Annotated in this window: 21 protein-coding genes; 9 read left to right on the top strand and 12 right to left on the bottom strand. The window is 69.9% G+C overall.

Annotated elements, in window-relative coordinates; genetic code table 11:
* The first annotated feature begins 6 nt into the window (after positions 1-6).
* Together AB3M34_RS16465 and AB3M34_RS16460 are read left to right on the top strand one after the other, a co-directional pair.
* Positions 7-2,718: a beta-glucosidase gene (locus AB3M34_RS16465; RefSeq protein ID WP_370615543.1), complete on the top strand. Its 2,712-nt coding sequence runs from the start codon at positions 7-9 to the stop codon at positions 2,716-2,718.
* A gap of 315 nt (positions 2,719-3,033) precedes the next feature.
* Positions 3,034-3,375: a DUF2200 domain-containing protein gene (locus AB3M34_RS16460; RefSeq protein ID WP_370615541.1), complete on the top strand. Its 342-nt coding sequence runs from the start codon at positions 3,034-3,036 to the stop codon at positions 3,373-3,375.
* A 26-nt stretch (positions 3,376-3,401) separates the two neighbouring features.
* Here AB3M34_RS16460 and AB3M34_RS16455 read toward each other — a convergent pair whose 3' ends face one another.
* Positions 3,402-3,911, bottom strand: coding sequence for a MarR family winged helix-turn-helix transcriptional regulator (locus AB3M34_RS16455; protein WP_370615539.1), 510 nt, complete (start codon positions 3,909-3,911; stop codon positions 3,402-3,404).
* Positions 3,912-4,014: 103 nt separating this feature from the next.
* Between AB3M34_RS16455 and AB3M34_RS16450 the strand changes: the two genes are divergently transcribed.
* Positions 4,015-4,647: an FMN-dependent NADH-azoreductase gene (locus AB3M34_RS16450; protein ID WP_370615538.1), complete on the top strand. Its 633-nt coding sequence runs from the start codon at positions 4,015-4,017 to the stop codon at positions 4,645-4,647.
* A 30-nt stretch (positions 4,648-4,677) separates the two neighbouring features.
* Here the strand turns inward: AB3M34_RS16450 and AB3M34_RS16445 are convergent, their stop codons facing one another.
* The 9 genes from AB3M34_RS16445 to AB3M34_RS16405 form a co-directional block, all read right to left on the bottom strand.
* Positions 4,678-5,658: an electron transfer flavoprotein subunit alpha/FixB family protein gene (locus AB3M34_RS16445; protein WP_370615536.1), complete on the bottom strand. Its 981-nt coding sequence runs from the start codon at positions 5,656-5,658 to the stop codon at positions 4,678-4,680.
* On the bottom strand, positions 5,655-6,410 hold the full coding sequence (locus AB3M34_RS16440; RefSeq protein WP_370615535.1) for an electron transfer flavoprotein subunit beta/FixA family protein: 756 nt from the start codon (positions 6,408-6,410) through the stop codon (positions 5,655-5,657). The genes AB3M34_RS16445 and AB3M34_RS16440 overlap by 4 nt, the downstream gene beginning before the upstream one ends.
* A complete protein-coding gene (locus AB3M34_RS16435) occupies positions 6,410-8,935 on the bottom strand; it encodes a GcvT family protein (protein ID WP_370615533.1) in 2,526 nt (841 codons plus the stop codon). The genes AB3M34_RS16440 and AB3M34_RS16435 overlap by 1 nt, the downstream gene beginning before the upstream one ends.
* 112 nt (positions 8,936-9,047) lie before the next feature.
* On the bottom strand, positions 9,048-10,058 hold the full coding sequence (locus AB3M34_RS16430) for an ABC transporter substrate-binding protein (RefSeq protein ID WP_370615532.1): 1,011 nt from the start codon (positions 10,056-10,058) through the stop codon (positions 9,048-9,050).
* 55 nt (positions 10,059-10,113) lie between these two features.
* Positions 10,114-12,117, bottom strand: a complete 2,004-nt coding sequence (locus AB3M34_RS16425) for an ABC transporter permease (RefSeq protein WP_370615530.1) — start codon at positions 12,115-12,117, stop codon at positions 10,114-10,116.
* On the bottom strand, positions 12,114-13,148 hold the full coding sequence (locus AB3M34_RS16420; protein WP_370615528.1) for a quaternary amine ABC transporter ATP-binding protein: 1,035 nt from the start codon (positions 13,146-13,148) through the stop codon (positions 12,114-12,116). Before AB3M34_RS16420 ends, AB3M34_RS16425 begins: the two co-directional genes overlap by 4 nt.
* Positions 13,145-14,848: a choline dehydrogenase gene (betA, locus tag AB3M34_RS16415; RefSeq protein WP_370615527.1), complete on the bottom strand. Its 1,704-nt coding sequence runs from the start codon at positions 14,846-14,848 to the stop codon at positions 13,145-13,147. The genes AB3M34_RS16420 and betA overlap by 4 nt, the downstream gene beginning before the upstream one ends.
* A gap of 36 nt (positions 14,849-14,884) precedes the next feature.
* Positions 14,885-16,354: an aldehyde dehydrogenase family protein gene (locus AB3M34_RS16410; protein ID WP_370615526.1), complete on the bottom strand. Its 1,470-nt coding sequence runs from the start codon at positions 16,352-16,354 to the stop codon at positions 14,885-14,887.
* A 143-nt stretch (positions 16,355-16,497) separates the two neighbouring features.
* Entirely contained in the window at positions 16,498-17,262 is a 765-nt protein-coding gene (locus tag AB3M34_RS16405) for an IclR family transcriptional regulator (RefSeq protein WP_370615525.1), read from the bottom strand.
* Between the two features lie 98 nt (positions 17,263-17,360).
* On the opposite strand from AB3M34_RS16405, the gene purU reads away from it, so the two are divergent.
* Complete coding sequence (gene purU, locus AB3M34_RS16400; RefSeq protein ID WP_370615523.1) at positions 17,361-18,239, top strand: formyltetrahydrofolate deformylase; 879 nt, start codon at positions 17,361-17,363, stop codon at positions 18,237-18,239.
* A gap of 306 nt (positions 18,240-18,545) precedes the next feature.
* On the opposite strand, the gene AB3M34_RS16395 is transcribed toward purU, so the two are convergent.
* Positions 18,546-19,985 (bottom strand): trimethylamine methyltransferase family protein, encoded by a 1,440-nt coding sequence (locus tag AB3M34_RS16395; RefSeq protein WP_370615522.1) that lies wholly within the window; start codon positions 19,983-19,985, stop codon positions 18,546-18,548.
* An 86-nt stretch (positions 19,986-20,071) separates the two neighbouring features.
* Between AB3M34_RS16395 and AB3M34_RS16390 the strand changes: the two genes are divergently transcribed.
* The 5 genes from AB3M34_RS16390 to AB3M34_RS16370 all read left to right on the top strand — a co-directional run bounded on the left by AB3M34_RS16390 (position 20,072) and on the right by AB3M34_RS16370 (position 24,915).
* Positions 20,072-20,863 carry an IclR family transcriptional regulator gene (locus tag AB3M34_RS16390; RefSeq protein ID WP_370615520.1) on the top strand — a complete coding sequence of 264 codons (792 nt, stop codon included), beginning with the start codon at positions 20,072-20,074 and terminating at the stop codon, positions 20,861-20,863.
* 18 nt (positions 20,864-20,881) lie between these two features.
* Entirely contained in the window at positions 20,882-21,547 is a 666-nt protein-coding gene (locus tag AB3M34_RS16385) for a corrinoid protein (RefSeq protein WP_370615518.1), read from the top strand.
* Positions 21,544-22,413, top strand: coding sequence for a dihydropteroate synthase (locus AB3M34_RS16380; RefSeq protein ID WP_370615516.1), 870 nt, complete (start codon positions 21,544-21,546; stop codon positions 22,411-22,413). The genes AB3M34_RS16385 and AB3M34_RS16380 overlap by 4 nt, the downstream gene beginning before the upstream one ends.
* Complete coding sequence (locus AB3M34_RS16375; RefSeq protein WP_370615515.1) at positions 22,410-24,317, top strand: ASKHA domain-containing protein; 1,908 nt, start codon at positions 22,410-22,412, stop codon at positions 24,315-24,317. The genes AB3M34_RS16380 and AB3M34_RS16375 overlap by 4 nt, the downstream gene beginning before the upstream one ends.
* A gap of 97 nt (positions 24,318-24,414) precedes the next feature.
* On the top strand, positions 24,415-24,915 hold the full coding sequence (locus tag AB3M34_RS16370; RefSeq protein ID WP_370615513.1) for a DUF1638 domain-containing protein: 501 nt from the start codon (positions 24,415-24,417) through the stop codon (positions 24,913-24,915).
* 20 nt (positions 24,916-24,935) lie between these two features.
* Here the strand turns inward: AB3M34_RS16370 and AB3M34_RS16365 are convergent, their stop codons facing one another.
* Entirely contained in the window at positions 24,936-25,781 is an 846-nt protein-coding gene (locus AB3M34_RS16365) for a methylenetetrahydrofolate reductase (protein WP_370615511.1), read from the bottom strand.
* Positions 25,782-25,844 lie beyond the last annotated feature (63 nt).

The raw sequence follows: 25,844 nt of genomic DNA, 5'->3' as shown, positions 1-25,844 counted from the left end.
TGCAAAATGTCCGAGATCGTCGCTTTTACCCAGAACCACCGCCGCCGGCAGAGAGGACGCAGCTTCGCCGTCCTCGTCGCCGGGATCGTGTCGCTCCTCGCCGCAGCTCTGCTGTCGCCGTCGAGCTCCGCGCAGACCACGACTGGACCAGCGGACCAGCCCTGGACGAACGCTCGCCTGTCCCCGGATGTCCGCGCGGCTGCGCTGCTCGAGCAGATGACGCTCGAGGAGAAGGTCGAGCTGATGACCGGCGACCAGGGAGAGGCGCCGTCGGCGTTCTACAACGCGCCGATCGAGCGCCTCGGCATCCCCGAGCTGCGCATGGCGGACGCCGGCGGCGGAATCGCCGCACGAGGGTGGACCCTCCCCGGCACGGGCGAGACCGCCACCGCGTTCCCCGCAGGCGCGGCGCTCGCAGCGACGTGGAACCCCCGGCTGGCACGACGCTACGGACGCGCCGTCGCCGAGGAGGCCAAGGCCACGGGGCACGCCATGCTCCTCGGCCCGGGGTCGGACATGGGCCGCCAGCCGTTCTGGGGACGCATCGCGGAGGGGATGAGCGAGGACCCGTTCCTCACGTCTGAGCTCACCACACCGTACGTCGACGCCGTCCAGGACGAGAGCGTCATCGCGAACCTCAAGCACTACGCGGGCTACACCCAAGAGGTCGACCGCGGCAACGCACAGGACAGCATCATCGATCCTCGGGCGCTGCGCGAGGTCTACGTCGCGCCGTACGCGGACGCGATCGAGAAGGCCGACCTCGGGTCGGTGATGTGCTCGTTCAACGAGGTCAACTCGGTGTTCGCCTGCGAGAACGACCTCCTGCTGGACACCATCCTGCGTGAGGAGCTGGGCTTCGAGGGGTTCGTGATCACCGATTTCGGGGCGATCCACTCGACGGAGCCGTCGATCGAGGCCGGCACCGACATGGAGACCGGGACGGCGGCGTTCTACGGGGACGCGCTGCTCGCGGCCGTCCGCGACGGCCGGGTGCCCGAGTCGCTCGTCGACCGTTCGGTGCTCCGCATCCTGCGGACGATGTTCGCGATCGGTGTGTTCGAGGGCGACTACACGATGACGTCGATCCCGGTCGAGGAGCACGGTCGCCTCGCGCGGCGCGTCGAGGACCAGGCGGTCACCTTGCTGAAGAACGACGGCGTCCTGCCGTTGCGGCGCCGGATCAGGTCGGCGGCCGTCATCGGAGCCGACGCGAACATCAGCGGCCGGCTCGGTGGTTCCTTCGCGGTCCAGCCGACGTACGAGGTCAGCCTGCTGGACGCGATGCGTGACCTGGGCCGACGGACGGGCGTGCGGGTGCGTTACGCAGCCGGGAACGACACCGTCAACGGTGCCTCGATGATCGAGACCGCGGACATGACCGCGGTGCCGTCCAGCGTCCTCTCGCCGGAGATCGGGTCGGGGAACGGGCTGACGGCACGGCACTTCGGCAACACGACGTTCTCGGGCGACCCGGTGACGCGCCGAGAGGCGCAGGTGCTCTACGACACCGGCTTCACCGCGGGGGTGCCGGCGTTCGCCACCCTCTACTCCTCCCAGGTCCCACCGGTGCCCGACGTCAGTGGGACCGGAGTCGCGGCAGGGCAGTCGGTCACCTACACCGGGACGCTGACCGCACCCGCGACAGGCGACTACCGTCTGGGGCTGACCGGTTGGGGCGACGCCACCGCGTACCTCGACGGCGAGCCGATCGTCGACATGACCGGCGCACCCGGTCGCCGAGAGGTCGAGGCGACCGTGGCGCTGCAGCGGGGCGAGTCGTACGACCTGCGGATCGAGTACGCAGCGACCCAGCCGCTGGTCGCGCTCCAGCCGGGGACCCTGGTCTTCCAGTGGAGCCCGCCGCGTCGTGCGCAGTCGCCGGCCATCGCCGAGGCGGTGCGCCAGGCGCGGCGCTCCGACGTGGCCGTCGTCTATGCGCGCACGTACGAGTCCGAGGAGCGCGATCGCGTCTCGCTGAAGCTGCCGCAGAGCGCGGACCGCCTGATCTCGGCCGTCGCGGCCGTGAATCCTCGGACGGTCGTGGTGCTCTCCACGGGCGGCCCGGTGACGATGCCGTGGCGGCGACAGGTCGAGGCGGTCGTCCAGTCGTACCCCGGCGGACAGGAGGAGGGCGCGAGCCTCACACGCGTCCTGTCGGGGACGGTGAACCCGTCCGGCAAGCTGCCGATGACCTACCCGGTCAGCGAGGAGCAGCTGCCGCCCGGCATCGTCAACCCGTGGGACCGGATCGGCGACACCCGGGTCGAGTTCACGGAGGGCGTCAACATCGGCTACCGCGGATACATCGCATCGCGGACCCGGATGCTCTACCCCTTCGGATTCGGCCTGTCCTACACCCGGTTCTCGTACCGTGGGCTGCGCACGGGGACGCTGCGCGCGGAGGGCCGACGGGACTCGACGACCGTGCGGGTCAGGGTCCGGAACACCGGACGGCGGACAGGCGCCGAGGTCGTGCAGGTGTACGCCGGTCGGCTGCCGGGTCTCGACGCCCCGGCACGCAAGCTCGTGGGCTTCGCGAAGGTGACGCTCCGTCCGGGACGCGCGACCTGGGTGCGGATCCCGGTGTCGCGGCGCAGCCTGTCGTACTGGGACGACGCGAGCAGCTCGTGGGTGACCCCGCGGGGGCGTGTGCCGCTGCTCGTGGGCAGCTCGGCGCGTGACATCGAGCTGACTGGCGCGATCACCGTGCGGTGAGGCCTGCGACACCCGCACCGGACGGCGAGACTGGTCCGGTGCGGGTGGGTGGCGTCGTGGTGACCGGGCGACGCAGCCGCACCGACGGCCGACAGCGGACCCGCGACCGCCATCTGTCCGTGCCCGTAGCTGCGATAGAGCGCGCTCGCCCCGACTGCCGCACCCAGCCCTGCCGCTGCGCCCCACAGCACGGCACCCCGTACGGCGGCTGCTGGCTCCATGTGCTCTCAGGTACCCACTGCGATCGGGTCGCGACAATCATGACGTCCGGGCGTCCCTCCGATCGGCCGGCTACCCGCCGCTACGCTCGGGGCCATGAGCAGGATCTTCGCCACCAGCTTCGCCTCGGTCTATCCCCACTACGTGACGAAGGTGGAGAAGAAGGGGCGTACGAAGGCTGAGCTCGACGAGGTGATCGAGTGGCTCACCGGCTTCGACGAGTCCGCGCTGAGCCGCCACCTGGACGAGGGCACGACCTTCGAGGACCTCTTCGCCGAGGCGCACCTCAACCCGCTCGCGTCATCGATCACCGGGGTCGTGTGCGGCGTACGCGTCGAGAACGTCGAGGACCCGTTGATGCAGAAGATCCGCTATCTCGACAAGCTCGTCGACGAGCTCGCGAAGGGCAAGTCGATGGACCGGGTCCTTCGGTCGTAGCGGCAGCGCTACGCCGAGCTCGTGGATCAGCCCGGCAGGTCGCGTCGGATCACCTCGGCGACGTCGGGAGCCGTGGCGGCGACGACCGCTCGTGCAGCGTCGCCGAGTGCCTCGAGCTGGGCGGGATGCAGGGCGTCCACGACCAGCCGCCGCACCTCGCGGACATGGCCGGGAGCGGCCATCTCAAGCTTCTCGCGCCCAGCGTCGGTGAGCACCGCCCCCGTACGGCGACCCGCCTCGTGACAGGCGCCCCGGCGCACCAGGCCCGCGCGCTCCAGGCGGCCGACCGCGTGCGACAGGCGCGAGACCGACCCCTGCGAGAGGAGCGCCAGGTCGCTCATCGCGACCATGCCCGACGGGGACTCCGCGAGCTGGACCAGGACGTGGTACTCGAACAGGTTGAGCCCGGCGTCGCGCTTGAGCTGCGCATCGAGGGCGGGCGGGAGCGTCGTGAGCATCGCCATCAAGGACGCCCAGTCCTTCAGTTGCGGTGACGTCAGCCAGGCGACGTCGGCGTCGTCGGGTCGGTCTGCCATACCGCGATCCTATCCGCTGCACTTGAACATTCAACTCCCCCCATCTACCGTTCGAGTTGAACGTTCAAGTCAGAGCGCTCATCGTCCCTCCCGAGGAGAAACCATGTCCGTGCTCCGTGTCGACTCGAGCATCCAGGGCCCGAGCTCCGCGAGCAGTGCGCTCGCCGACCTGGTGATGTCCGAGCTCATCGCCGCCCGTCCTGACGCGGCGGTCGTGTCCCGCCACCTCGCCACCGACCCGCTGCCTGCCGATGCCTGGCCGACGGCGATCGCCAGTGCGTTCACCGCGGCCGAGCAGCGTACGCGCGAGCAGGAGGCCGCACTCGCCCTCGCGAGCGAGGTCGCCGACGAGATCCGCAGCGCCGACGCCGTGGTGCTCGCACTACCGCTCTACAACTGGGGTGTGTCCCAGCACGTGAAGACGTGGATCGATCTGGCGATCGCCGGCGGCCAGCAGGGCGAGCCGCTGCTCGAGGGCACACCCACCGTGCTCGTGACGACCCGCGGCGGAGCGTACGGCCCGGGCACGCCCAAGGAGGGCTGGGACCACAACATCGGCTACCTCCAGCGGATCGTCGGCGACGTCTGGCAAGCCGACCTGACAGTCATCGAGCGCGAGTTCACGCTCGTCGGCGTCAACCCCGCGCTCGACGAGTTCCTCGAGCCGGCGACGCTCATGAGGAAGGAGGCCGAGGGCGCCGCCCTCGCCGCCGGGCGGGCCCTCGCCGCTCGCTGAGGTCAACTGGCCGCAGGCGGCACGGCGTGGTCAGCCGCGCCGTCTGCGGATCTCGGCGTTGATCGCGGGTACGACCTCGTGGAGGTCGCCGATCACGGCATAGGTCGCCCGGGTGACCATCGGCGCCTCCGCGTCGGTGTTGATCGCCAGGATCGCCTTGGCCGACGAGCACCCCGCCCAGTGCTGGATGGCGCCGCTGATCCCGCAGGGGACGTAGAGGTCGGGGGAGATGCGTGAGCCCGTCTGGCCGACCTGCTCGTGATGCGGGCGCCAGCCCAGCGACGTGACGACCCGTGAGACGCCGAGCGAGGCACCGAGCAGGTCGGTGAGCTCGAGCAGGTCGGCAAACCCGTCGGCCGACCCCGCGCCTCTGCCGGCTCCGACGACGACCCGGGCCGACGTGAGGTCGCCCGACAGGTCCGGCTCGGGTGCCTCGGTCGACACGACGCGAGCCACGAGGTCGGCGTCCGCGATCTCCGGTGTCTCGACGACCAGCTCGGCCGATCCAGGGTCCGCGGCGGGAGTCGGCTCGACGGCGTGCCCGGCGACCGTGAGCACCGCGAGCCGGTCCGCCAGCCGCATCTCCTCGAGCGCCGCGCCACCGACGACCTGCCGGGTGACGACGAACGGCGTCAGCCCTTCGACCCGAAGCACGTTCGCAGCCATCGCCACTCCTGCCCGCGCCGCCACATGGGCCATCACCTCGTTTCCGCGCGGCGTCCCTGCCGCCATCACGGTGTCCGAGCCGGCCCCGTGCCGTACGGACAGCAGACCCGACGCCCACGCGGCGGCGGCGTACGACGTGAATGCCTCTCCGGTCAGCGCGTGCACCCGCCGGACGCCGTACGATCCCAGCGTCGCGAGCAGCTCGTCAGGCGGTTGACCGACGACGACGGCATCGACCGGGCGGTCGCTCCCCGCCGTCGAGAGCGAGCGCGCGAGCGTCAGTGCCTCCAGGGACACCTCGGTCGCCTCGCCCTCGAGCGAGGTCTCCACCAGCACCAGGATCATCGGGAAAGCACCCCCAGCTGCTCGAGCACGTCGACCACGGCCGGCGCCGCATCGGCACCTTCACCGAGGACCTGGACGACCGACGGCGCAGGCGGCGGACGCAGCAGCCGGACCCGGGAAGGACCGGTCGGCTCGGTGGTGGGCTGCCGTTCCTCGATCGGGACCCGCTTCGCCTTCATCCGGCCGGGCACGGTCGGGTACCGCGGCTCGATGCCACCCTCGAGCACCGTGACGACCGCCGGGAGCGGGACACGGTACGTCTCGTGCCCGTCGGGCCCCGTGCCGGACGCGGTCACCGTCCCGTCGGCGACCGAGACCGTGCTGGCGCCGTTGACCACGGGCCATCCGAGCTCGTAGGCGAGTCGGATGCCGACCTGGAAGTCACCGCTGTCTGCGGCGTCGTTGCCGAGCAGGACCAGCTGCGTGTCGTGGTCGTGCACCACGGCGGCGATCTCCCGTGCGACGTCGGCCGGCCCGAACGCGTTCGCGTCCGCGACCACGTGCGTCGCGTCGGAGCAGCCGACGGCGAGTGCGTGGCGCAGCTGCTCGACCGCGTCGGCATCACCGAGCGTCATGACGCGAGCAGTCCCGGCGTCCGCAGTCAGCTGGACGGTGAGCTCGACCGCACACTCCTCGTGCGCACTCATCGTGAACCCCGCGAAGCGTCCGTCGACCGACTGCGCGTCCTCGGTCAGGACCACCTCGCTGGAGGAGTCCACGACGCGCTTCACGCACACGAGCACGTCGACCATCAGCGGATCCTCTCGTTCGCCGGGTCCCACAGTCCGGTCGCGTCCACCGACCGGACCGTCACCGGATACAGCTCCTCCATGTAGGAGACGGCGAGCTCGTTGCCGATCCGCGCGTGCTCCGGCGGAAGGTAGGCGAGCAGCAGGTGCTTGCCCAACGACGGTGCGGAACCCGCGGTGGTGACGTACGGGTGGTGGCCGTGGCCGTCGGTCAGCGTGCCGCCGTCACGGGTGAGGATCGGCTCGCCGCCGAGCATGTAGCGCTTCACCCCCGACGACGACGTGTGGTCGTCGACGACCATCGTGCACAGCACCGTGTCCGGACCGTCGCCGGACTCCAGCCGAGCCCGCTGTGCGACGTACGCGTCCCGCCCGACGAACTCGGCGGACTTCACCTTCGGGCGCTGCATCCCTGCCTCGACGATGCTGCGTTCGGCGTCCAGCTCGAACCCGAACGCGCGGTAGCCCTTCTCGATCCGGCCGGTCGTGCCGTACACGCCGATGCCGACCGGGACGGCGCCGTGCGGGCCCCCGGCCTCGAGCAGCGCGTCCCAGACGGCCGCGGCCTCGTCCGCGGCGACGTACAGCTCCCAGCCGAGCTCGCCCACGTACGAGATCCGCGAGGCGAGCACGGTCGTCCCGGCCACCTGGACCTCACGGCACGTGAGGAACCCGAATCCGCTGTCACGGACGTCGTCGGAGGTCAGCGAGGAGAGGATGTCGCGAGCCCGCGGGCCCCACAGGCCGATCGTGGAGGTGTCGTCGGACCGGGACGTGAGCGTGGTGGCGCCGTCGTCCGGGACGTGGTCGGCGAACCACTGCCGGTCGGCCGGCCCGTGCGCAGCGCCGGTGACGACACGGAAGCGCTCGTCGCCGAGCCGCATCACGGTGAGGTCGGACTTGAAACCCCCGGCCGCGTCGAGCACGGGCGTGTAGACGACCTTGCCGACCGCCACGTCGCACTGGGCGACGCAGGTCACCTGGACGGCGGCGAGCGCGCCGGGGCCCTCGATGTCGAAGACCTCGAACGCCGTCAGGTCGATCACGCCCGCGGCCTCGCGCATCCGCAGGTGCTCGGCGTTGATGATGGGGCTCCACCAGCGCGCGTCCCACTCGTGGTCGCGGGGCATCACGGCGTCGCCGTAGTCGTCGAGGAGAGCGGCGTTGGTGTCGTACCAGTGCGGGCGCTCCCAGCCGCCGGTCTCGAAGAAGACCGCCCCGAGCTTCTGCTGTGAGTCGTGCATCGGAGCGAGCCGCTGCGGGCGGTCCGACTCGTACTGCTCGGAGGGGTGCACGATGCCGTACGTCTTGATGAACGCCTCGCTCGTGCGGAGTTTGGTGTGCTCGCGTCGCAGCTGGTGCGGGTGGAAGCGGGCGATGTCGCTGTGGCTGACGTCGATCTCGGAGTGGCCGTTCACCATCCACTCGGCGACGGCGCGGCCCACGCCCGGGCCCTCCTTGATCCAGACGGCTGCTGCGGTCCACAGCCCCTTGACGTGGCTCTCGCCGAGGATCGGGCTGCCGTCGCAGGTGAGCGACAGCAGGCCGTTGATGGCGTAGCGCATCTCCGCACCCTCGGCGCCGAGCAGCTCGGGCATGAGCTCGTACGCCTGCTCGAGCTGCGGGTCGAAGTCGTCCGACGTGAAGGGCATCTCGGTGGGTGACAGCTTGGCCTGCTCGATCGAGGGGATCTCGTCGGGCTCGTAGAGGATCGCGCGGTGGGCGTACGAGCCGACCTCCATGTCGGCACCGTGCTGACGCTCGTAGCAGAAGGTGTCCATGTCGCGGACGATCGGAAAGCTGATCTCGCCTTCGGATCCCGCCAGCTGGGGGCACGGCCCCACGCTGATCATCTGGTGCACGGCGGGGGTGAGCGGGATCGAGACCCCGGCCATCGCGCCGATCCTGGGGCTCCACACGCCGCAGGCGATCACGACGTGCTCGGCCTCGATGTCGCCGTCGGTGGTGCGCACCCGGCGGATGCGGCCGTCCTCGACGTCGAGCCCGGTCACCTCGACGCCTGCGACCACGGTCAGCGCCCCGGCCTCGAGCGCCGACTCGCGCATGATGGTGCCGGCCCGCAGCGAGTCGACCACGCCGACGCTGGGCGTCCAGAACGCGCCGATGAACTGGTCGGTCTCGATGAAGGGCACCTTCTCCTTCACGAACGCCGGGTCGACAAGCTCGGCGTCGATGCCCCAGGCCTTCGCGCTGGACATCCGGCGGCGAAGCTCCTCCATGCGCTCCTCGGTGCGTGCCAGCTCGAAGCCGCCGGACTCCGTGAAGACACCCATCTCCTTGTACTGACGGACCGAGTCCAGCGTCAGATCGGTGATCTCGCGGGAGTGGTCCACGGGGAAGATGAAGTTCGAGGCGTGCCCTGTGGACCCCCCGGGGTTCGGGAGCGGGCCCTTGTCGAGCTGCACGATGTCGCGCCAGCCGAGCCGCGCCAGGTGGTGCACGAGGCTGTTGCCGACGATGCCGGCGCCGATGACGACGACCTTGGCCTGGGTAGGGACGTTGGCCATGGACACTCCCGGGTATCTGTTGCGTATGATGCAACGTAGTTCGTGATGCGAAACGTGATCCCAGGATCACCCGCCACGGGCAGGGGGTCAACCCCTGCCCGTGGCGCGTCCGTCAACCGATCCAGGCGTCGACCTTGTCCTGGTTCTCGTCGATCCACTTCTTCGCTGCCTCCTCAGGCGCCATCCCGTCCTCGGAGATGTACTTCGCCACGAGGTTCTGGTCGTCGTTGGTCCACGTGAAGTTCTTGACCAGGTCGACCGCAGGCCCGCCGTCGTCGACCCACGAGGTCGACACGATCTTCTTCAGCTCGGTCTCGGGGTAGTCGCAGTCCACCTTCGCCGGATCGTCCTGGCAGCCGTCGGTGTACTCCGGCAGCTTCACCCGCTGCAGGTCGATGTCGGCGAAGAGCCACTGCGGCTCGTAGAAGTAGCCGATCAGGAACTCCTTGTTCTTCTCGGCCCGCTGGAACGCCGTGATGGTCGCTGCCTCGCTGCCGGAGAAGACCACCTTGAAGTCGAGATCGAGGTTGTTGACGATGGCCTCGTCGAACTGCACGTACGACGGGTCCGCGCCCAGGAACTGGCCCTTGCCGCCGGACTCGCTCGTCGAGAACTCCTTGGCGTACTTGTTGAGGTTCTTGTAGTCGAGGATGTCCGGGTGCTCCTCGGCCAGCCACGGCGGGACGAACCAGCCGATGATCCCGACGTTGCCGTTCGGGCCGAAGTCCTCCGCGCTCCCGTCGCCGCTCTCGGCGAAGAACTTCTTCTCGAGGTCGGGGTGCCCCCAGTCCTCGATGACGATGTCCACCTCACCCGTGCCGAAGCCCTGCCAGGAGACGTCCTCCTTGAGCTCCTTGTAGTTGATCGTGCAGCCCAGCTCCTCCTGCGCCACCGTGCCGACGACGTAGGCGCTGGCCTCGTACCCGACCCACGGGTTGATCGCCATGTTGACCTCACCGCAGTCGCCGGAGGCCTTCGACTCGTTCTCCTGCGTCTGGTCGTCGATCGAGCCGCCGCCGCCGCAGCCCGCGATCAGGGCCATCGCGCACGCTGCGGCCGCCAGTCGCCCTCCCTGCTTCCAGCCGCCGTGCTTGCGTCCGGCTCGTTTCCATCCGTTCGGCATCGTGTGCTCCTTCGTCGTTCGCGGGTGCGATGTGGTGGCTTTCGTCCGGGCTCGATCACGCCCGGTGTGAGTCCGCGTCCTCCTGGGCTGAGGCGCGCATGATCCGGTCGAGCATGATCCCGAGGAGGACGATGCTGATCCCAGCGGCGGCTCCCTTGCCCCACTCCTCGGAGCGGGAGGCGCCCAGCACGATGTCGTAGCCGAGCGCGCCGGCACCGACCATGCCACCGATCACCACCATGGAGAGGACGTACAGGAGGCCTTGGTTGGCGGCCAGCACGAGCGAGTCCCGTGCCATCGGGAGCTGGACCTTCGTGATCTCCTGCCAGGTGGTCGAACCTGTGGAGCGGGCAGCCTCCAGCGTGGTGGTGGAGACGCCTCTGACGCCGTCGGCCACGAGCTTGATCGCGACCGGCGCCGCGTAGACGACACCGGCGATGATCGCGGTGAAACGCGACGGGCCGAAGAGAGCGAGCACCGGGATCAGGTAGACGAACGGGGGGATGGTCTGGCCGGCGTCGAGGAACGGCCGGACGACGAGGTCGACCGCCCGGCGTCGCGCCATCCACACACCGAGCACCACGGCCAGCGCCATCACGAGCACCGTGGCGACCAGCACCATCGTCAGGGTGACCATCGCGTCGTGCCAGAGGCCGAAGACGCGCAGGCCCGTCAGGCAGACGACGGTGGGCAGCAGCGCTCGGACGCCCCCGAAAACCAGCGCCAGGGCGAGGATCGCCAGCGCCGTCAACCACCACGGCGACTCCGCGATCAGCTCCTGGAGCGGGTTCAGCAACCCGTACGTCACCGCGTCCGCGACCGCCTGGGTCAGCCCGTCGAACGTCTCGGTGATCCAGGCGAAGAACGAGTCCACGCCGTCGGCGACCGTCACACCCCACGAGGTCTCGGGGAACTCCGCCGCCCAGACGTACTGCCGCGAGACCCACACCGCAACGAGCGCGGCCACCCCTGTGGCTGCCAGGACCATTCGGCGCATGCGGAGGTCGATCTGGCCGCGGGCTGCCTTCTCGGACGCCTCGCTGGCAGCGGTGGTCGTCCGGTCGAGCATCACCGCGATCACCACGATCAGGGCACCGGGGACGAACGCGTTGCCGACGTCGTTGCGCACCAGCGCCGACAGCACCGGCTGGCCGAGGCCCGGGCCGTCGACGAAGGCGGCGATCGTCGCCATCGAGAGCGCCGCCATCGTCGTCTGGTTGATGCCCACGACGATGGTGGAGCGCGCCATCGGTAGCTGCACCTTCGTCAGCCGCTGCCACCGCGTCTGGCCGGACGAGTCGGTCGCCTCGATGGTCGTCCTCGAGACGTTGCGGATGCCGTGGCCGGCGATCCGGATGATCGGGGGTACGGCGTAGATGACGGTGCACACGACGGCAGCCGAGGCGCCGATGCCGAAGAAGAGCACGACCGGGCTGAGATAGACGAAGGTCGGCATCGTCTGCATCAGGTCCAGGAGGGTGGTGACGACCTTCACCCCGGTGCGTCCGGCCGTGCCGTAGTACACCGCGAGGGGAAGTCCGATCAGGATCGCGATCGTGACCGCGACACCCGTGATGATCAGCAGGTCCATCGAGTCCGACCAGTAGCCGAACAGGCCGAAGGAGAGGAACGACGCGCCGACCAGGATCGCGATCCGCCAGCCGGCCGCCGCCAGACCGGCCCAGGTCGCGAGCGCGACGACACCGAGCCACCCGATCTGCGGCACCGGCCTCGGGAAGTCAGGGATCGACACGAGGCGCTGGAGCCAGTCGACGACGTCGACGAACCAGGCGCCGATCTGATAGGTGAGCTCGACGAGCGGGTTGGTGTCACGGCTGGCGAGCACGGCGTCGCGGAACTCGGTGAGTGCCTGCTGCACGTCGGTGTGGGCGCGCTGCGGCATCTGGAGCGTGTCCTGCCCCTTGGTGAACACCCAGATCAGGATCCACACACCGATGACGATCAACGCCCACGCCCAGCGGGGGAGCGTCCTGCGCGGCGGCTGCGGAGGCGCGGACGTGTCCGGGTCGAGGCGGGGCCGCGCCGTCGTCACGCTCACGAGTGCGCCTCCTCCTCGGCGACGACCACCCGCATGATCGCGTCGCTGTCGACGATGCCGACCAGCTCGCCGGCGTCGACGACCCGCACCGGGTGCTCGGACGCGAGCGCCGCCCGGGCCGCCTGTCGTACGACGGTGCTCGACGTCATCACCGGACCCTCGCTCGAGTCGTCGGGCCGGGGGTCCCGCATGACCCAGCGCAGCGTCAGGACGTGGGACCGCGGGACCTCGGACGTGAAGTCCCTGACGTAGTCGTCCGCGGGCTCCGCGACCACCTCGTCGGGTGTGCCGATCTGGACGATCCCGCCGTCGCGCATGATCAGGATCCGGTCGCCCAGCTTGAGCGCCTCTTGCAGGTCGTGGGTGATGAAGACCATCGTCTTGCCGAGCTCACGGTGCAGTCGGATCACCTCGTTCTGCATGTCCCGGCGGATCAACGGGTCCAGCGCCGAGAAGGGCTCGTCGAACAGCAGCAGCGCGGGGTCGTTGGCCAACGCCCGGGCGAGGCCGACGCGTTGCTGCATGCCGCCCGACAGCTGGTCGGGGTACGACCGCTCGTATCCGGACAGGCCCACCAGCTCGACCACCTCGGATGCCGCCGCACGACGCTCCTTCTTGCTGATGCCGCGGACCTCGAGCCCGTACGCGACGTTGTCGATCACCTGCCGGTGCGGCAGGAGCCCAAAGTGCTGGAACACCATCGACGCGTGGGTACGGCGCAGCTCTCGGAGCTCGGACTCACTCGCCTTGACGATGTCGTGCCCGTCGATCTCGACCTGGCCGGAGGTGGGCTCGATGAGCCGGGTGAGGCAGCGCACGAGCGTGGACTTGCCCGAGCCGGAGAGCCCCATCACCACGAACACCTCGCCGGGTGCCACGTCGAACGAGACGTCGCGGACGCCGACCACGCATCCCGTCTTCGTCTTCAGGTCGGCGCGGGACAGGTCGGCGTCGGGCGTACCGACGATCCGGTCGGAACCCCGGCCGAAGATCTTCCACAGGTTTCGGACTGTCAGAGCGGCGTCGGTCATGCGTGCTCCTCCTGGCTGTTGCGGCTGTCGCCGGGCGGATAGAGGGGGGTGCCGTCGCGAAAGCGGTAGTACGGCACGTCGGCCGGAGGGAGGGGCGTACGACCGCCGATGAGGTCCGCGGCCTTCTCGGCGACCATCATCACGGGCGCGTAGATGTTGCCGTTCGTGACGTAGGGGAACACGGAGGCATCGACCACCCGCAGCCCGTCGAGGCCGTGGACCTTCATCGATGCCGGGTCCACGACTGCCGCCTCGTCGGTTCCCATCTTCGCCGTGCACGACGGGTGCAGCGCCGTCTCGGCATCCGCTCGCACCCAGTCGAGGATCTGCTCGTCGGTCTCCACCTGGACGCCGGGGGAGAGCTCGCCGGCGTTGTACGGGGCGAACGCCGGCTGGTTCAAGATGTCGCGCGCGACCCGGACCGCCTCGACCCACTCGCGGCGGTCGTTGGCCGTCGAGAGGTAGTTGAAGCGCAGCGACGGGTGCACCTTCGGGTCGCGCGATCGGATGCGTACGGAGCCCCGGGTGTCGGCGTACATCGGGCCGATGTGCACCTGGTAGCCATGACCCTGCGTCGGTGCGGACCCGTCGTACCGGATCGCGATCGGGAGGAAGTGGAACATCAGGTTCGGGTAGTCGACGTCGGCGTTGCTGCGGCAGAAGCCGCCACCCTCGAAGTGGTTGGTGGCGCCCAGCCCGCGCCGGTGGACCAGCCACTGGTAGGCGATGCCCGGTCGACGCCACCACTTCAACCCGGGCGCGATGGACACCGGGCGCTTCGACGCGTACTGGATGTAGACCTCGAGGTGGTCCTGCGCGTTCTCACCCACGCCGGGGAGGTGCTGGACCACAGGGATCCCGTGCTCGCGCAGGAGAGACTCGTCGCCGACGCCCGAGAGCTGCAGCAGCTGTGGCGTGTTGATCGCTCCGCCGCAGAGGACCACCTCGCCGGCATGGACGGTACGACGCACCCGCCCGCCGCGCAGGTAGTCGACGCCGACCGCACGCGTACCGTCGAACCGGATGCCGGTGACGAACGCCAGCGTCCTCACCTCGAGGTTCTTGCGGTGGCGTACGGGGTGCAGGTAGGCGCGGGCGGCGGAGAGCCGGCGTCCGCGGTGGACGTTGCGGTCGAAGCGGGCGAACCCTTCCTGGCGGTAGCCGTTGACGTCGTCGGTCAGCGGGTAGCCAGCCTGCTGCGCTGCGTCGAAGAACGCGGTGAAGAGGGGGTTGTCGGCCGGGCCGCGCTCGAGGACGAGCGGGCCGTCGGCACCACGCCATTCGTCGGCGCCGGCGAGACAGGTCTCCATCCGCTTGAAGTAGGGCAGGCAGTGGAGGTAGTCCCACTGCTCCATCCCCGGGTCGGCCGCCCAGCGCTCGTAGTCCATCGGGTTGCCACGCTGGAAGATCATCCCGTTGATCGAGGAGGATCCGCCGAGCACCTTCCCGCGCGCGTGGAAGACGCGCCTGTCGTCGAGGTTCGGCTCGGGATCCGTCTCGTACCGCCAGTCGTAGAACCGGTTGCCGATGGGGAAGGGCAGAGCCGCCGGCATGTGGATGAACGGGTCGGCGCGGAAGTCGGAGCGGCCGGCCTCCAGCACCAGCACCGAAGTGCCGGGATCGGCGGAGAGCCGGTTCGCGAGCGCGCACCCGGCCGAGCCGCCTCCCACGATGACGAAGTCGAACCGGTCTGCGCCCATGCCCGTCGCTGCCTACCCGTCTATCCCCGGACTCTGTTATCCCCGAAACCAGCGCTGCTCGGCCGGTCGGATGTTGTGCCACACGTGCTTGGTCTCGCGGTACTCGTCGAGCCCGGCGGTCCCGAGCTCGCGGCCGATCCCCGACTGCTTGTAGCCGCCCCACTCGGCCTGGGGGACGTACGGGTGGTAGTCGTTGATCCAGACCGTGCCCATTCGCAGCCCGGCCGCGACGCGCTGTCCCTTGCCGGCGTCCTGGGTCCACACGGCTCCGGCCAGGCCGTAGATCGAGTCGTTGGCGATCCGGACCGCCTCGTCCTCGTCGGTGAAGGTCTCGACCGTGAGGATCGGCCCGAACGACTCGTCCTGGGTGACCGACATCGACGTGTCGCAACCGTCGAGGACGGTCGGCAGGTAGTAGTAGCCGTCGGCGAGGTCGGGATCGTCGGGACGCCGACCGCCGCAGCGCAGGACGGCGCCCTCGGCGAGCCCGCGAGCGACGTACGCCTCGACCTTGTCGCGATGCTCGGCACTCGTCAGAGGTCCTGTCTCGGCCTTGTCGTCGAACGGGCCGCCGAGACGGATCCGCGTCGCGCGGTCGACGAGGCGGTCGACGAGCTCGTCGTGGACGCTCTCCTCGACCAGGAGCCGCGCCCCGGCGGAGCAGACCTGACCGGAGTGCAGGAACACAGCGGTGAGCGCGAAGTCGAGAGCGACGTCGAGGTCGGCATCGGCGAACACGATGTTGGGGTTCTTGCCGCCCAGCTCGAGCGCCACGCGCTTCACCGTCGCCGAGGCTGCCGCCATCAGTCGGCGTCCCGTCTGCAGGCCGCCCGTGAAGGAGACCAGGTCGACTCGCTCGTCGGTGGCCAGCGGAGCGCCGGCCTCGGCGCCCGCCCCCAGCACGAGGTTGCCGACACCGGGCGGCAGCCCGGCCTCCTCGAGGAGGCGCATCAGGTGGATCGCGGTGTGCGGGGTGAGCTCGCTGGGCTTGAGGACGAAGGTGTTGCCGGCCGCGAGACACGGGGCGACCTTCCAGGAGACCTGCAGCAGCGGATAGTTCCACGGCGTGATCAGCGCGCAGACGCCGACGGGCTCGTGCACCACCCGGCTGACGACGTCCGGGTTGCCGGTGTCGACGACGCGGCCGGCATCCTCGGCGGCCACCCTGCCGTAGTGGCGGAAGACGGAGACGACGTCGGCGACGTCGTACTGGCTCTCGATGAACCGTTTGCCAGTGTCGAGCGACTCCCACCGGGCGATCTCGTCGGCGTCGCGCTCGAGGAGGTCGGCCACCCTCAGGAGCAGGTTGCCGCGCTCCCGACTGGGCGTGCGCGGCCACGGACCGTCGTGGAAGGCGTGGCGTGCGGCGGCGATCGCTGCTGCGGTGTCCTCGGGCGTCGCCTCGTCGACATCGCCGACCGCGGACCCGTCAGCGGGGCAGCGGATCTCGCGGCGTGCGCCACCGCGCGCGCTCGTCCACGAACCGTCGAGGTAGAGCTCGGGCACCCGGCTCCTCACTCCCCGCGGAGTTCGCCGCGTTGCGTATCCCGCAACACGGTGCATCTCGCGCAACTATTCCTGAGCCGAGACTGGTGCGAGGAGGGCGACGCGTCAAGAGGAGATGCATCTTGTTACGCAATATTGATGCGCTATCGGTGGCCCCAGCCGAGACGGTGCGAGACCTCGGCGGCCGCAGCGACCAGCTGCGGGAGCGCCTGCTCCACGCGCTCGGAGGTGAGTCGGAACGAGGGCCCCGAGACGCTGATCGAAGCGACGACGTCGCCGTGCGCGTTGCGGACGGGTGCAGCCACCGCGGTCAGCCCGTCTTCGAGCTCGTCGACGGCGACCGCGTAGCCGCGCTCGCGGACCCGGGCGAGCTCCTCGCGCAACGTGGGTCGCGTGGTGATGGTCTGGGGCGTGAAGCGTGCGAGCGTGCCGAGGACCTCCTTCAGACGCTGGTCGTCCAGGCCACTGAGCAGCACCTTGCCGTTGCTCGTCGCGTGCAGCGGGATGTGCTGGCCCACCCAGTTGTGCGGCTGCAGGGCCGACGAGCCCGCGATCTGGTCGAGGTACAGCGCCGAGCTCTCCGAGAGCACCGCGATGTTGACGGTCTCGCCGGTGTCGGCAGCGAGCTGGACGCACACCGGCCGGGCTTCCTGCACCAGGTCCAGCCGCGCGGTCGTCGCGCCGGCGAGGCGCAGGATGCCGACACCCAGCCGGTACCGACCGCGCTCGGTCGTCTGCTCCACGAGCCGGTGCGACTCCAACGTGCTGACGAGACGGAAGGCGGTGCTCTTGTGCACGCCCAGCTCACCGGCTATCTCGGTGACACCCGCCTCGCCGACCCGCGCGAGCACCTCGAGGATGATGAGTGCGCGGTCAACCGACTGGACGCCGCCGCTCGGTTCGTTCACGATAGCGAGACTAGACCAAGCGTGTTGCGTATCGCACGTTGCGTTGTTGAGAGCGCAACACTGCGACCCGCGCAGCACTGACCTGCGGAGGTGGAACAGTGCCCTCTCGCGCGCTCCCCACGGTCCCGGCCGGCGACTTCGTCCTCATCCTCTCCTGCCCTGACCGGCCAGGCATCGTGCATGCGGTGTCCGGCTTCCTGGCCTCGCACGGTGGCAACATCCTCGAGAGTCAGCAGTTCGGCGACCGGCTCAGCGGCAGGTTCTTCATGCGCATCGACGTCGAAGTCGCCGGCACGACCACCGCCGCCGACCTCCGGAACGAGTTCGCCCCGGTCGCGGCCCGCTTCGCGATGCACTACGAGATCTGGGACGCGGGCGCGCCGTACCGCACGCTGATCATGGTCTCCAAGCACCTGCACTGCCTCAACGACCTCCTCTTCCGTGCGAGCACCGGGTCGCTGCAGATCGAGGTGCCCGCTGTCGTCTCCAACCATCCCGACGCGGCGGCGATGGCGAAGTCGTACGGCGTGCCGTTCGTGCACCTTCCGGTGACGCCGCAGACGAAGGCCGAGTCCGAGGCGCGGCTGCTGGAGCTGGTCGACGAGCTGGACGTGCACCTCGTCGTGCTCGCCCGCTACATGCAGGTGCTCTCCGACGCGACCTGCGGTGCGCTGTCTGGCCGGGCCATCAACATCCATCACTCGTTCCTGCCGAGCTTCAAGGGCGCGAAGCCGTACCACCAGGCCTTCGACCGCGGCGTGAAGCTCGTCGGTGCGACCGCGCACTACGTGACCGCCGACCTCGACGAGGGCCCGATCATCGAGCAGGACGTCGTACGGGTCGACCACAGCTACGACCAGGACGCACTGGTCGCTGCTGGTCGTGACGTCGAGGCGCAGGTCCTCTCCCGCGCGGTGCGGTGGCACTCGCAGTCGCGGGTGCTGCCCAACGGCGCCCGGACCGTCGTCTTCCGCTGACGCCCGCTCCTCTCGCCAGTCGAGGCCGGAACGAAGCACCTCTCCGTTGGTCGAGGCCGGAGCGAGGCGCTTCTCGTTGGTCGAGGCCGGAGCGAAGCACCTCTCCGTTGGTCGAGGCCGGAGCGAAGCGGAGGATCGAGACCCGGTGCTGTGGTCTCGATCCTCGCCTTCGGCTCGGCCTCGACCAGCGGGGAAGGGCTCGGCCTCGACCAGCGGGGGGAAGGGCTCGGCCTCGACCAGCGGGGGGGAAGGGCTCGGCCTCGACCAGCGGGGGTGCCGCCGAGGGCGACCGACGGCTCGACAGCGTCAGTCGCCGAGCTCCGCGCGCCGGCGTACGACGTACGCCTCGAGCTCCTCGCGGATCGCGTCGTCGAGCGGCGGCTGCTCGTACTCCTCCAGCCGCTTCTGATAGATGTCCGTCGCTCGGGCCGCGGTGTCTTTCGCGCCGCCACGCATCCAGCGCTCGTAGTTCTCCGAGGAGGAGAGGAACGGGCGGTAGAAGCAGGTGCGGAAGCGCTCCATGGTGTGCATCGCACCGAGGAAGTGGCCGCCGTGGCCGACCTCGGTGTGAGCGTCGAACGCGAGCGAGGCCTCGTCGATCTCCAGCGGGGTGAACTCGTGCTGGAGCATCTGGATCAGCTCGCAGTCGATGATGAACTTCTCGTAGCCGGACACGAGGCCGCCCTCGAGCCAGCCCGCGGAGTGCATGACCCAGTTCGCGCCGGCGAGGAACGTCGGCAGCAGCGTCATCATCGCCTCGTACCCGGCCTGTGCGTCGGGGACCTGAGAGGAGGTGAGCCCGCCGCCGGTGCGGAAGGGAAGCCCGAAGTGCCGGGCGATCTGGCCCGTGCAGAGAAGCCCGATGCCCGACTCCGGGGTGCCGAACGTCGGAGACCCGGACTGCATGTCGATGTTGGAGAGGAACGAGCCGAACACCACCGGGCAGCCCGGGCGGATCAGCTGCGAGAGCGCGATGCCCGACAGCGCCTCGGCGATCTGCTGCACCAGCGCGGCAGGGACCGTCACCGGCGACATCGCGCCCATCAGGATGAACGGGGTGAGCACGACCGGCTGGTTGGCCGACGAGTACTCGAACTGGGCTTCGAGCATCCGATCGTCCCACCGCAGCGGCGAGTTGCAGTTGATCAGCGAGATCAGGGCCGGCGTCTGCTCGATCGCCTCCCGCGAGCCGAAGAGGATGTCGGTCATCGCGAGCGTGTCGCGGGCGTTGACCCCGGACACGACGTTGCCCATGTAGATCTTGTCGGTCAGCGTCTGGAGCGCGTACGTCATGTCGAGGTGCCGGCTGTCGAGCGGGGCGTCGTTGGGCTCGGTGACGACACCGCCCGCGGAGTCCAGCACGCCGAAGCCCTGCGCGAGTCGCGCGAAGTTGCGGAAGTCGTCCATCGTCCCGTCACGGCGCACGTCACCCTGGCGGACGAACGGGGGTCCGTAGACCGCGCTGAACGCCATGGCGTCACCGCCGATGTGCACGGTGTTGTCGGGGTTGCGTGCCTGGATGTCGAACTCGCGCGGAGCCTTGGCCACCTGCTCCAGGACGAAGTCCGGGTCGAGGAAGACGGTGTCGTCCTCGACCCGCTGGCCCGCCGCGGCGAAGAGGTCGCGTGCCCGCGCATCCATGAACTCGACGCCGATCTCGCTGACGAGCCGGCGCCACCCGCCGTCCAGCGTCGCCATCGCTTCCTCGGAGAGCACCTCGTAGCGCGGCATCTTGTTGCGGAACATCGCCCCTCCTGGGTAGCCTCCATGATGTGGGACCATAGTTCCACATCATGGGACCCTTGCAGAAGGGGCGGACGAAGGAGAAGCGAGTGAGCGGCGCAAGCACCGGCAGCGGGACGCAGGCGGTTGACCGTGCTGCTCAGCTCGTGTCGACGGTCGTGCACGCCGACGAGCCGCTCACCTTCGCCGAGCTCCAGGACGCCAGCGGGCTGGCCAAGTCGACGACGTCGCGGATGCTCGCCGCCCTCGAGCGCACGGGGCTGGTCGAGCGCGACGCCGACGGCTCTTTCGTCGCGGGGAGCCTCTTCTGGCTGTACGCGGCGCGTCACGATCCGTGGGAGGAGCTCGTCCGTCTGGCCCGCCCTGCCATGGAGCAGATCGGGGACGAGACCGGAGAGACCGTGCACCTCTCGGTGGCCCGCGGCGAGAAGGTCGTGCAGGTCGCCCAGGTGGACAGCCGCTATCTCCTCGGCACGCGTGACTGGACGGAGGTCGAGGTCCCGCCGCACTGCTCGGCCCTCGGCAAGGTGCTGTACGCGTGGGGTGCCCTGGCCATGCCGACCGGCCCGCTCGAGGCGTCGACCGACGCGACCATCACCTCGTACGAGGGCCTGCGCCGCGACGGCGTGCTGACCCGCAAGCGCGGGTGGGCCCTCACCGACGGCGAGCTCGAGATCGGGCTGACCGGCGTCGCCGTCCCGGTCGAGGGAGTGCGCGGCGACGTCGTGGCGGCACTCGGCCTTTCGGGGCCGACCGCGCGGCTCGAGGACCGGCTCGACGAGCTCGGCAAGCACCTGGCGTACCACGCGGCCCAGCTGTCCACGCTGCTGCGTGGTCCGACCAAGTCACAGATGGCTGACTCACCAAGGCTGACCCACTAGGGAGAGAGAGGGCGCGGCGTGACCCCAGAAGAGATCCTGCAGGGCCTGTACGACGAGACGCTGGTCGGCAACGGCCCACGCGTCCTCGAGCTGACGGAGGAGGGGCTGTCGAGCGCGATGGAGCCGCAGACGCTGCTCTTCGAAGCGCTCATCCCGTCGTTGGAGGAGGTGGGTGCTCGCTTCGAGCGCGGCGACTTCTTCGTGCCGGAGATGCTGATCGCCGGGCGGGCGATGGCCGGCGCGATGGAGCGCCTCCGCCCGCTGCTCGCCGAGACCGGGGTCGAGACGGTCGGCAAGTTCCTGATGGGCACGGTCAAGGGCGACGTCCACGACATCGGCAAGAACCTCGTCAACATCATGCTCGAGGGCGCCGGCTTCGAGGTGATCGACCTCGGCGTACAGGTGGCGCCCGAGAAGTTCGTCGCGGCGATCGAGGAGCACCAGCCCGACATCGTCGGCTTCTCCGCGTTCCTCACCACCACGATGCCGATGTTCAAGGCGAACATGAACGCCCTCGAGAAGGCCGGGCTGCGGCAGTCCGTCGTGGTCATGGTCGGCGGTGCTCCCGTCACCCAGGAGTACGCCGACGCGGTCGGCGCCGACGGCTATGCCGCGGACGCCTCGGCCACGGTCAAGAAGGCGAAGGCCCTGCTCCACGAGCGTCGTACGAAGGTTCCCGCATGAGCAGCCTCCACACGGTCCTGCGGTCGGCGACCAAGGAGGTCGTGATCGGGCACGACCAGCGCTTCTGCCTGATCGGCGAGCGGATCAACCCGACAGGTCGCCGCATCTTCCAGGAGCAGCTGCGCGCAGGCGACCTCTCGGCGATCGAGAAGGACGTGAAGGCACAGGTCGAGGGCGGCGCCGACGTCCTCGACGTCAACATGGGCGTCCCGCTCACCGACGAGCCCGCGCTGCTGGCCTCTGCGATCCGTCTGATCCAGTCGATCACCGACCTCCCGATCTGCATCGACTCCTCGGTGGTCGAGGCGCTGGAGGCGGGTCTGTCCGCCTACGAGGGCCGTGCCCTGGTCAACTCGGTCACGGCCGAGGACGACCGGCTCGCCGCGATCCTGCCGCTCGTGAAGCGTTACGACGCCGCGATCATCGCGTTGCCCAACGACGCGGACGAGATCCCGATGGAGGCCGACAAGCGGCTCGACCTCACCGCGAAGATCATCCGGGTGGCCACCGAGGAGTACGGCATCGACAAGGCCGACATCGTCATCGACCCGCTGGCCATGCCGATCGGTGCCGACACGACCACCTCGCTCGTGACGATGGAGACGATGCGTCGGATCCGCGCGGAGCACGGGGTCAACATGACCTGCGGTGCGTCCAACACGTCCTTCGGCATGCCCGACCGGCACACCTTGGGTGCCGCCTGGCTGCCGATGGCGATGACGGCGGGGCTGACCAGCGCGATCATGGACACGCGGACCCCGCAGATCGTCGAGGCGGTCAAGGCGGCCGACGTCTTCCTGGACCACGACGAGTGGGGCATGGCCTGGATCGCCGCACACCGGGCGAAGGCGGCTGCCGTCTCGTGACCGAGTCGCCGCAGACCGTGCTGGACGGGGCCGGGGACGAGGGGCCCGCCCATGACGGCACGGGCCGGGTCGAGCTGTCGTTCACGGTGCGCGACGCGGACCCCGACCGTACGACGGCGCGCCAGGTGCGCGTCCCGCCGGGCGTGACCGTCTTCGACGCGGCGTCGTGGAACGGCATCGCGATCGACTCCACCTGCGGAGGGCACGGCACGTGCCACAAGTGCAAGGTCCGCATCGACGGCCCGAGTCCCGTGACCCGGCACGACGTTCGGACGTTCACGCGCGAGCAGCTCGACGACGGATGGCGCCTCGCCTGCCTGGTGAACACGACCCGCGACGTGGCGGTCGACGTCCCGCCGCTCACCACGCGACCGAAGGCGGCGACCGTCGGTGTCGGACGGCAGGTGATCCTGCGGCCGGCCGTCCAGAAGCGGTACGTCGAGCTCGACGAGCCGACGCTCGCCGACCAGCGCACCGATCTGGCGAGGCTCCTCGACGCGATCGACGACCTCGAGCCGGTGCCCGACCTGCACGTGCTGCGGCGGCTTCCGACGGTTCTGCGCTCGGCCGACTTCAAGGTCACGGCCGTGGTGGTCGACGAAGCGCTGGTCGACGTGGAGCCGGGTGACACCACCAAGACGCAGCACGCGCTGGCCATCGATCTCGGTACGACGACCGTGGTGGCGACGCTGCTCGACGTCACCACGGGCACACCGGTCGCGGTCGCTTCGATGCTCAACCGGCAGCAGCCCTTCGGTGGCGACGTCATCACTCGGATCAGCGCGACGATGATGGATCCCGACGCTCTCGGGCGTCTGCGTACGGCCGCGTGCGAGACGTTGTCGACGCTCGCGACGCAGGTGTGCGCGGAGGGCGGCGTCGATCCGGCGACCGTCTACGAGGTCGCCCTGGCCGGCAACGCGACGATGACCGCACTCGCCCTGGGCGTCGATCCCGAGCCGCTGGGCATGGCGCCGTTCGTGATGTCCACCGCGCAGCCCCCCGACCTGCCGGCCTCCGAGCTCGGTCTGTCGTTGCACCCCCGGGCCCGCGTGACCGTCTTCCCCGCGCTCGGCGCCTACGTCGGAGGCGACATCGTCGCGGGGATGCTGGCCACCGGCATGGACCGTGACAAGCGCACGCGCCTGTTCATCGACGTCGGGACCAACTGCGAGATCGTGGTGAGCGACGGTGACCGCATCCTCGCGACGGCAGCGCCGGCCGGCCCCGCGTTCGAGGGTGGGGCGATCCGCTGCGGCATGCGTGCCGCCGACGGGGCGATCGAGGTCGTCAAGCTGGGGGAGACCGTCGAGCTCGGGGTCATCGGAGACGTCGAGCCGCGGGGACTGTGCGGGTCCGGGCTCGTCGACGTGGTCGCCGAGCTGGTCAGGGTGGGGCTCCTCGACGCGAGCGGACGGTTCGTCGCCGCCGAGGTCGCCAAGGAGGTCGCGCCGGCGCTCGCCGACCGGCTCACCCAGGTCGGGCAGGAGCGGGTGTTCGTCCTGCACCGGCCGACGCCCGGCGCCCCTCCGGAGGAGAGCGTGGTGCTCTCGCAGCGCGACGTCCGCGAGCTGCAGTTCGCCAAGGCGGCGATCTCGACGGGCTGGTCGCTCCTGCTCGAAGAGCTGGGGATCGAGCACCGCGACGTCCAGCAGGTGCTGCTCGCCGGCTCGTTCGGCAGCTACCTCTCGGCCGCCTCCGCGGTTCGGATCGGTCTCGTCCCGAAGCTCCCGGTGCTGAGGATCGTCGCCGCCGGCAACGTCGCCGGCGAGGGAGCCAAGATGGCGCTCCTCTCGACACGTGAACGGGAGGGCGCGCGGACGCTGCTCAAGGAGGTGACGTATGTCGAGCTCTCCGACCGCGCCGACTTCAACGACAAGTTCGTCGACCAGCTCTCCTTCTAGGACGGCGGAGCCCGGACCGAGGACGGCGCTCATCGCCTGCGGCGCGATCGCGCAGCCGTGTGCCGCGATCGTCGCTCGCCGCGGTTGGCCGGTCGACGTGCATCCGCTGCCGCCGCTGCTGCACAACCAGCCCCAGCTGATCGCGGCCGAGGTCCGTGCTCTCGCCGAGCGGCTGCGCGACACGTACCCGCGGGTGGCCGTGGGCTACGCCGACTGCGGGACGTACGGCGCCCTCGACGCCGTGTGCGACGAGCTCGGGCTGGCGCGGTTGCCGGGACTGCACTGCTACGACGTGTACGCGGGCCCCGACCGGCTCGAGCGGTTCTTCGAGGAGCAGCCGGGCACCTACCTGCTCACCGACTTCCTCGTACGCTCGTTCGCGCGCACGGTGGAGCGCGAGCTCGGGCTCGACCGGTGGCCGGAGCTGCGCGACGCCTACTTCGGTCAGTACTCGCGCGTGATCTGGCTGGCCCAGGAACCCGACGACGAGCTGCGTGCCCTCGCCGCGCGCGCCGCGGACAAGATCGGCCTGCCGCTCCGCATCGTCGAGACGGGCGACGCGCGGCTCGAGGCCTCGCTGGCCGACCTGCTGCGCTGACCACCCGCCGGCGGGCGGCGTCACTGGTGGAGGCGATCGAGCAGGTCGCGCCGCCACGCCTCGGTCTCCGCGATCTGGTTGAACGTGAAGACGTGCAGGCCCTCGACCAGGGACGTCGGCTCGCTCAGCGTGGGAGCGCACTTGAGGAGGAAACGCTCACCGGTGAACCCGCCCGGCGCGGCAAGCCGGGCGAACGTGCCCTTGTTCTTGGCCAGGAAACGCGTGGACTCGCCGACGCCGATCTTGGTCGCCATGGAGAGCAGCTTGGTGCGGTCGACCGGACCGGGCATCCCCAGCAGCAGGGGCATCGTGACGCCGCGGCTGCGCATCCGCTGGATCCAGACCCGGATCACTGCGGGGTCGAAGCTGAGGTTGCTCACCACGTGCGTCGCGTACCGGCGCTTGTCCCACATGGCCTGCACGGTGAGGTCGTCGTGGATCGTCGGGTGGGACTCGGGATAGCCGGTGATGCCGACCTGCTCGAACGGGTGGCCCAGGCCCGCGAGGTCCTCGAGCAGCGCGAGCGCGTCCGGGTAGTCGCCGGTCGGATCGGCGTCGCCGCCGGGGACGAAGACCCGGGTGATCCCGGCCGACCTCAGGCGCTCGCAGATCTCGACGAGCTCCGCGCGACCGCTCACCATCCGCGCCGCGAGGTGGGGGACGGTCGTGTAGCCGCGCACAGCCAGGCGCTCGGCCAGCTCCAGGGTCGCCTGCAGCCCCTTGGTCGGCGAAGCAGTCACCGTGACGGGGATCTCGAGCGGCACGTGCTCGACGACCTTCGCCTCGGTCGACGGGGTGGGCAGCACCTCGAAGCGCGCGTGCTCGAGCAGGCGGACCAACGTACGGCGAACGGCCGGGTTGCGCATGATGCAACTCGTTTCGTGATGCGCATCAGTGTCGGCTCAGTCTAGCCCGAACGACGTAGGTGC

This window comes from Mumia sp. Pv4-285, from assembly GCF_041320275.1.
Classification (GTDB): domain Bacteria; phylum Actinomycetota; class Actinomycetes; order Propionibacteriales; family Nocardioidaceae; genus Mumia; species Mumia qirimensis.
This window is presented reverse-complemented; position numbering and strand designations above follow the sequence as displayed.

Bases quoted from the DNA above. Each gene is read 5' to 3' on its own strand.
- AB3M34_RS16420 (WP_370615528.1), bottom strand. From the start codon at position 13,148: ATGACCGACGCCGCTCTGACAGTCCGAAACCTGTGGAAGATCTTCGGC.
- AB3M34_RS16465 (WP_370615543.1), top strand. From the start codon at position 7: ATGTCCGAGATCGTCGCTTTTACCCAGAACCACCGCCGCCGGCAGAGA.
- AB3M34_RS16450 (WP_370615538.1), top strand. From the start codon at position 4,015: ATGTCCGTGCTCCGTGTCGACTCGAGCATCCAGGGCCCGAGCTCCGCG.
- AB3M34_RS16455 (WP_370615539.1), bottom strand. From the start codon at position 3,911: ATGGCAGACCGACCCGACGACGCCGACGTCGCCTGGCTGACGTCACCG.
- AB3M34_RS16380 (WP_370615516.1), top strand. From the start codon at position 21,544: ATGAGCAGCCTCCACACGGTCCTGCGGTCGGCGACCAAGGAGGTCGTG.
- AB3M34_RS16430 (WP_370615532.1), bottom strand. From the start codon at position 10,058: ATGCCGAACGGATGGAAACGAGCCGGACGCAAGCACGGCGGCTGGAAG.
- AB3M34_RS16365 (WP_370615511.1), bottom strand. From the start codon at position 25,781: ATGCGCAACCCGGCCGTTCGCCGTACGTTGGTCCGCCTGCTCGAGCAC.
- AB3M34_RS16435 (WP_370615533.1), bottom strand. From the start codon at position 8,935: ATGGCCAACGTCCCTACCCAGGCCAAGGTCGTCGTCATCGGCGCCGGC.
- AB3M34_RS16395 (WP_370615522.1), bottom strand. From the start codon at position 19,985: ATGTTCCGCAACAAGATGCCGCGCTACGAGGTGCTCTCCGAGGAAGCG.
- betA (WP_370615527.1), bottom strand. From the start codon at position 14,848: ATGGGCGCAGACCGGTTCGACTTCGTCATCGTGGGAGGCGGCTCGGCC.
- AB3M34_RS16440 (WP_370615535.1), bottom strand. From the start codon at position 6,410: ATGGTCGACGTGCTCGTGTGCGTGAAGCGCGTCGTGGACTCCTCCAGC.
- AB3M34_RS16445 (WP_370615536.1), bottom strand. From the start codon at position 5,658: ATGATCCTGGTGCTGGTGGAGACCTCGCTCGAGGGCGAGGCGACCGAG.
- AB3M34_RS16460 (WP_370615541.1), top strand. From the start codon at position 3,034: ATGAGCAGGATCTTCGCCACCAGCTTCGCCTCGGTCTATCCCCACTAC.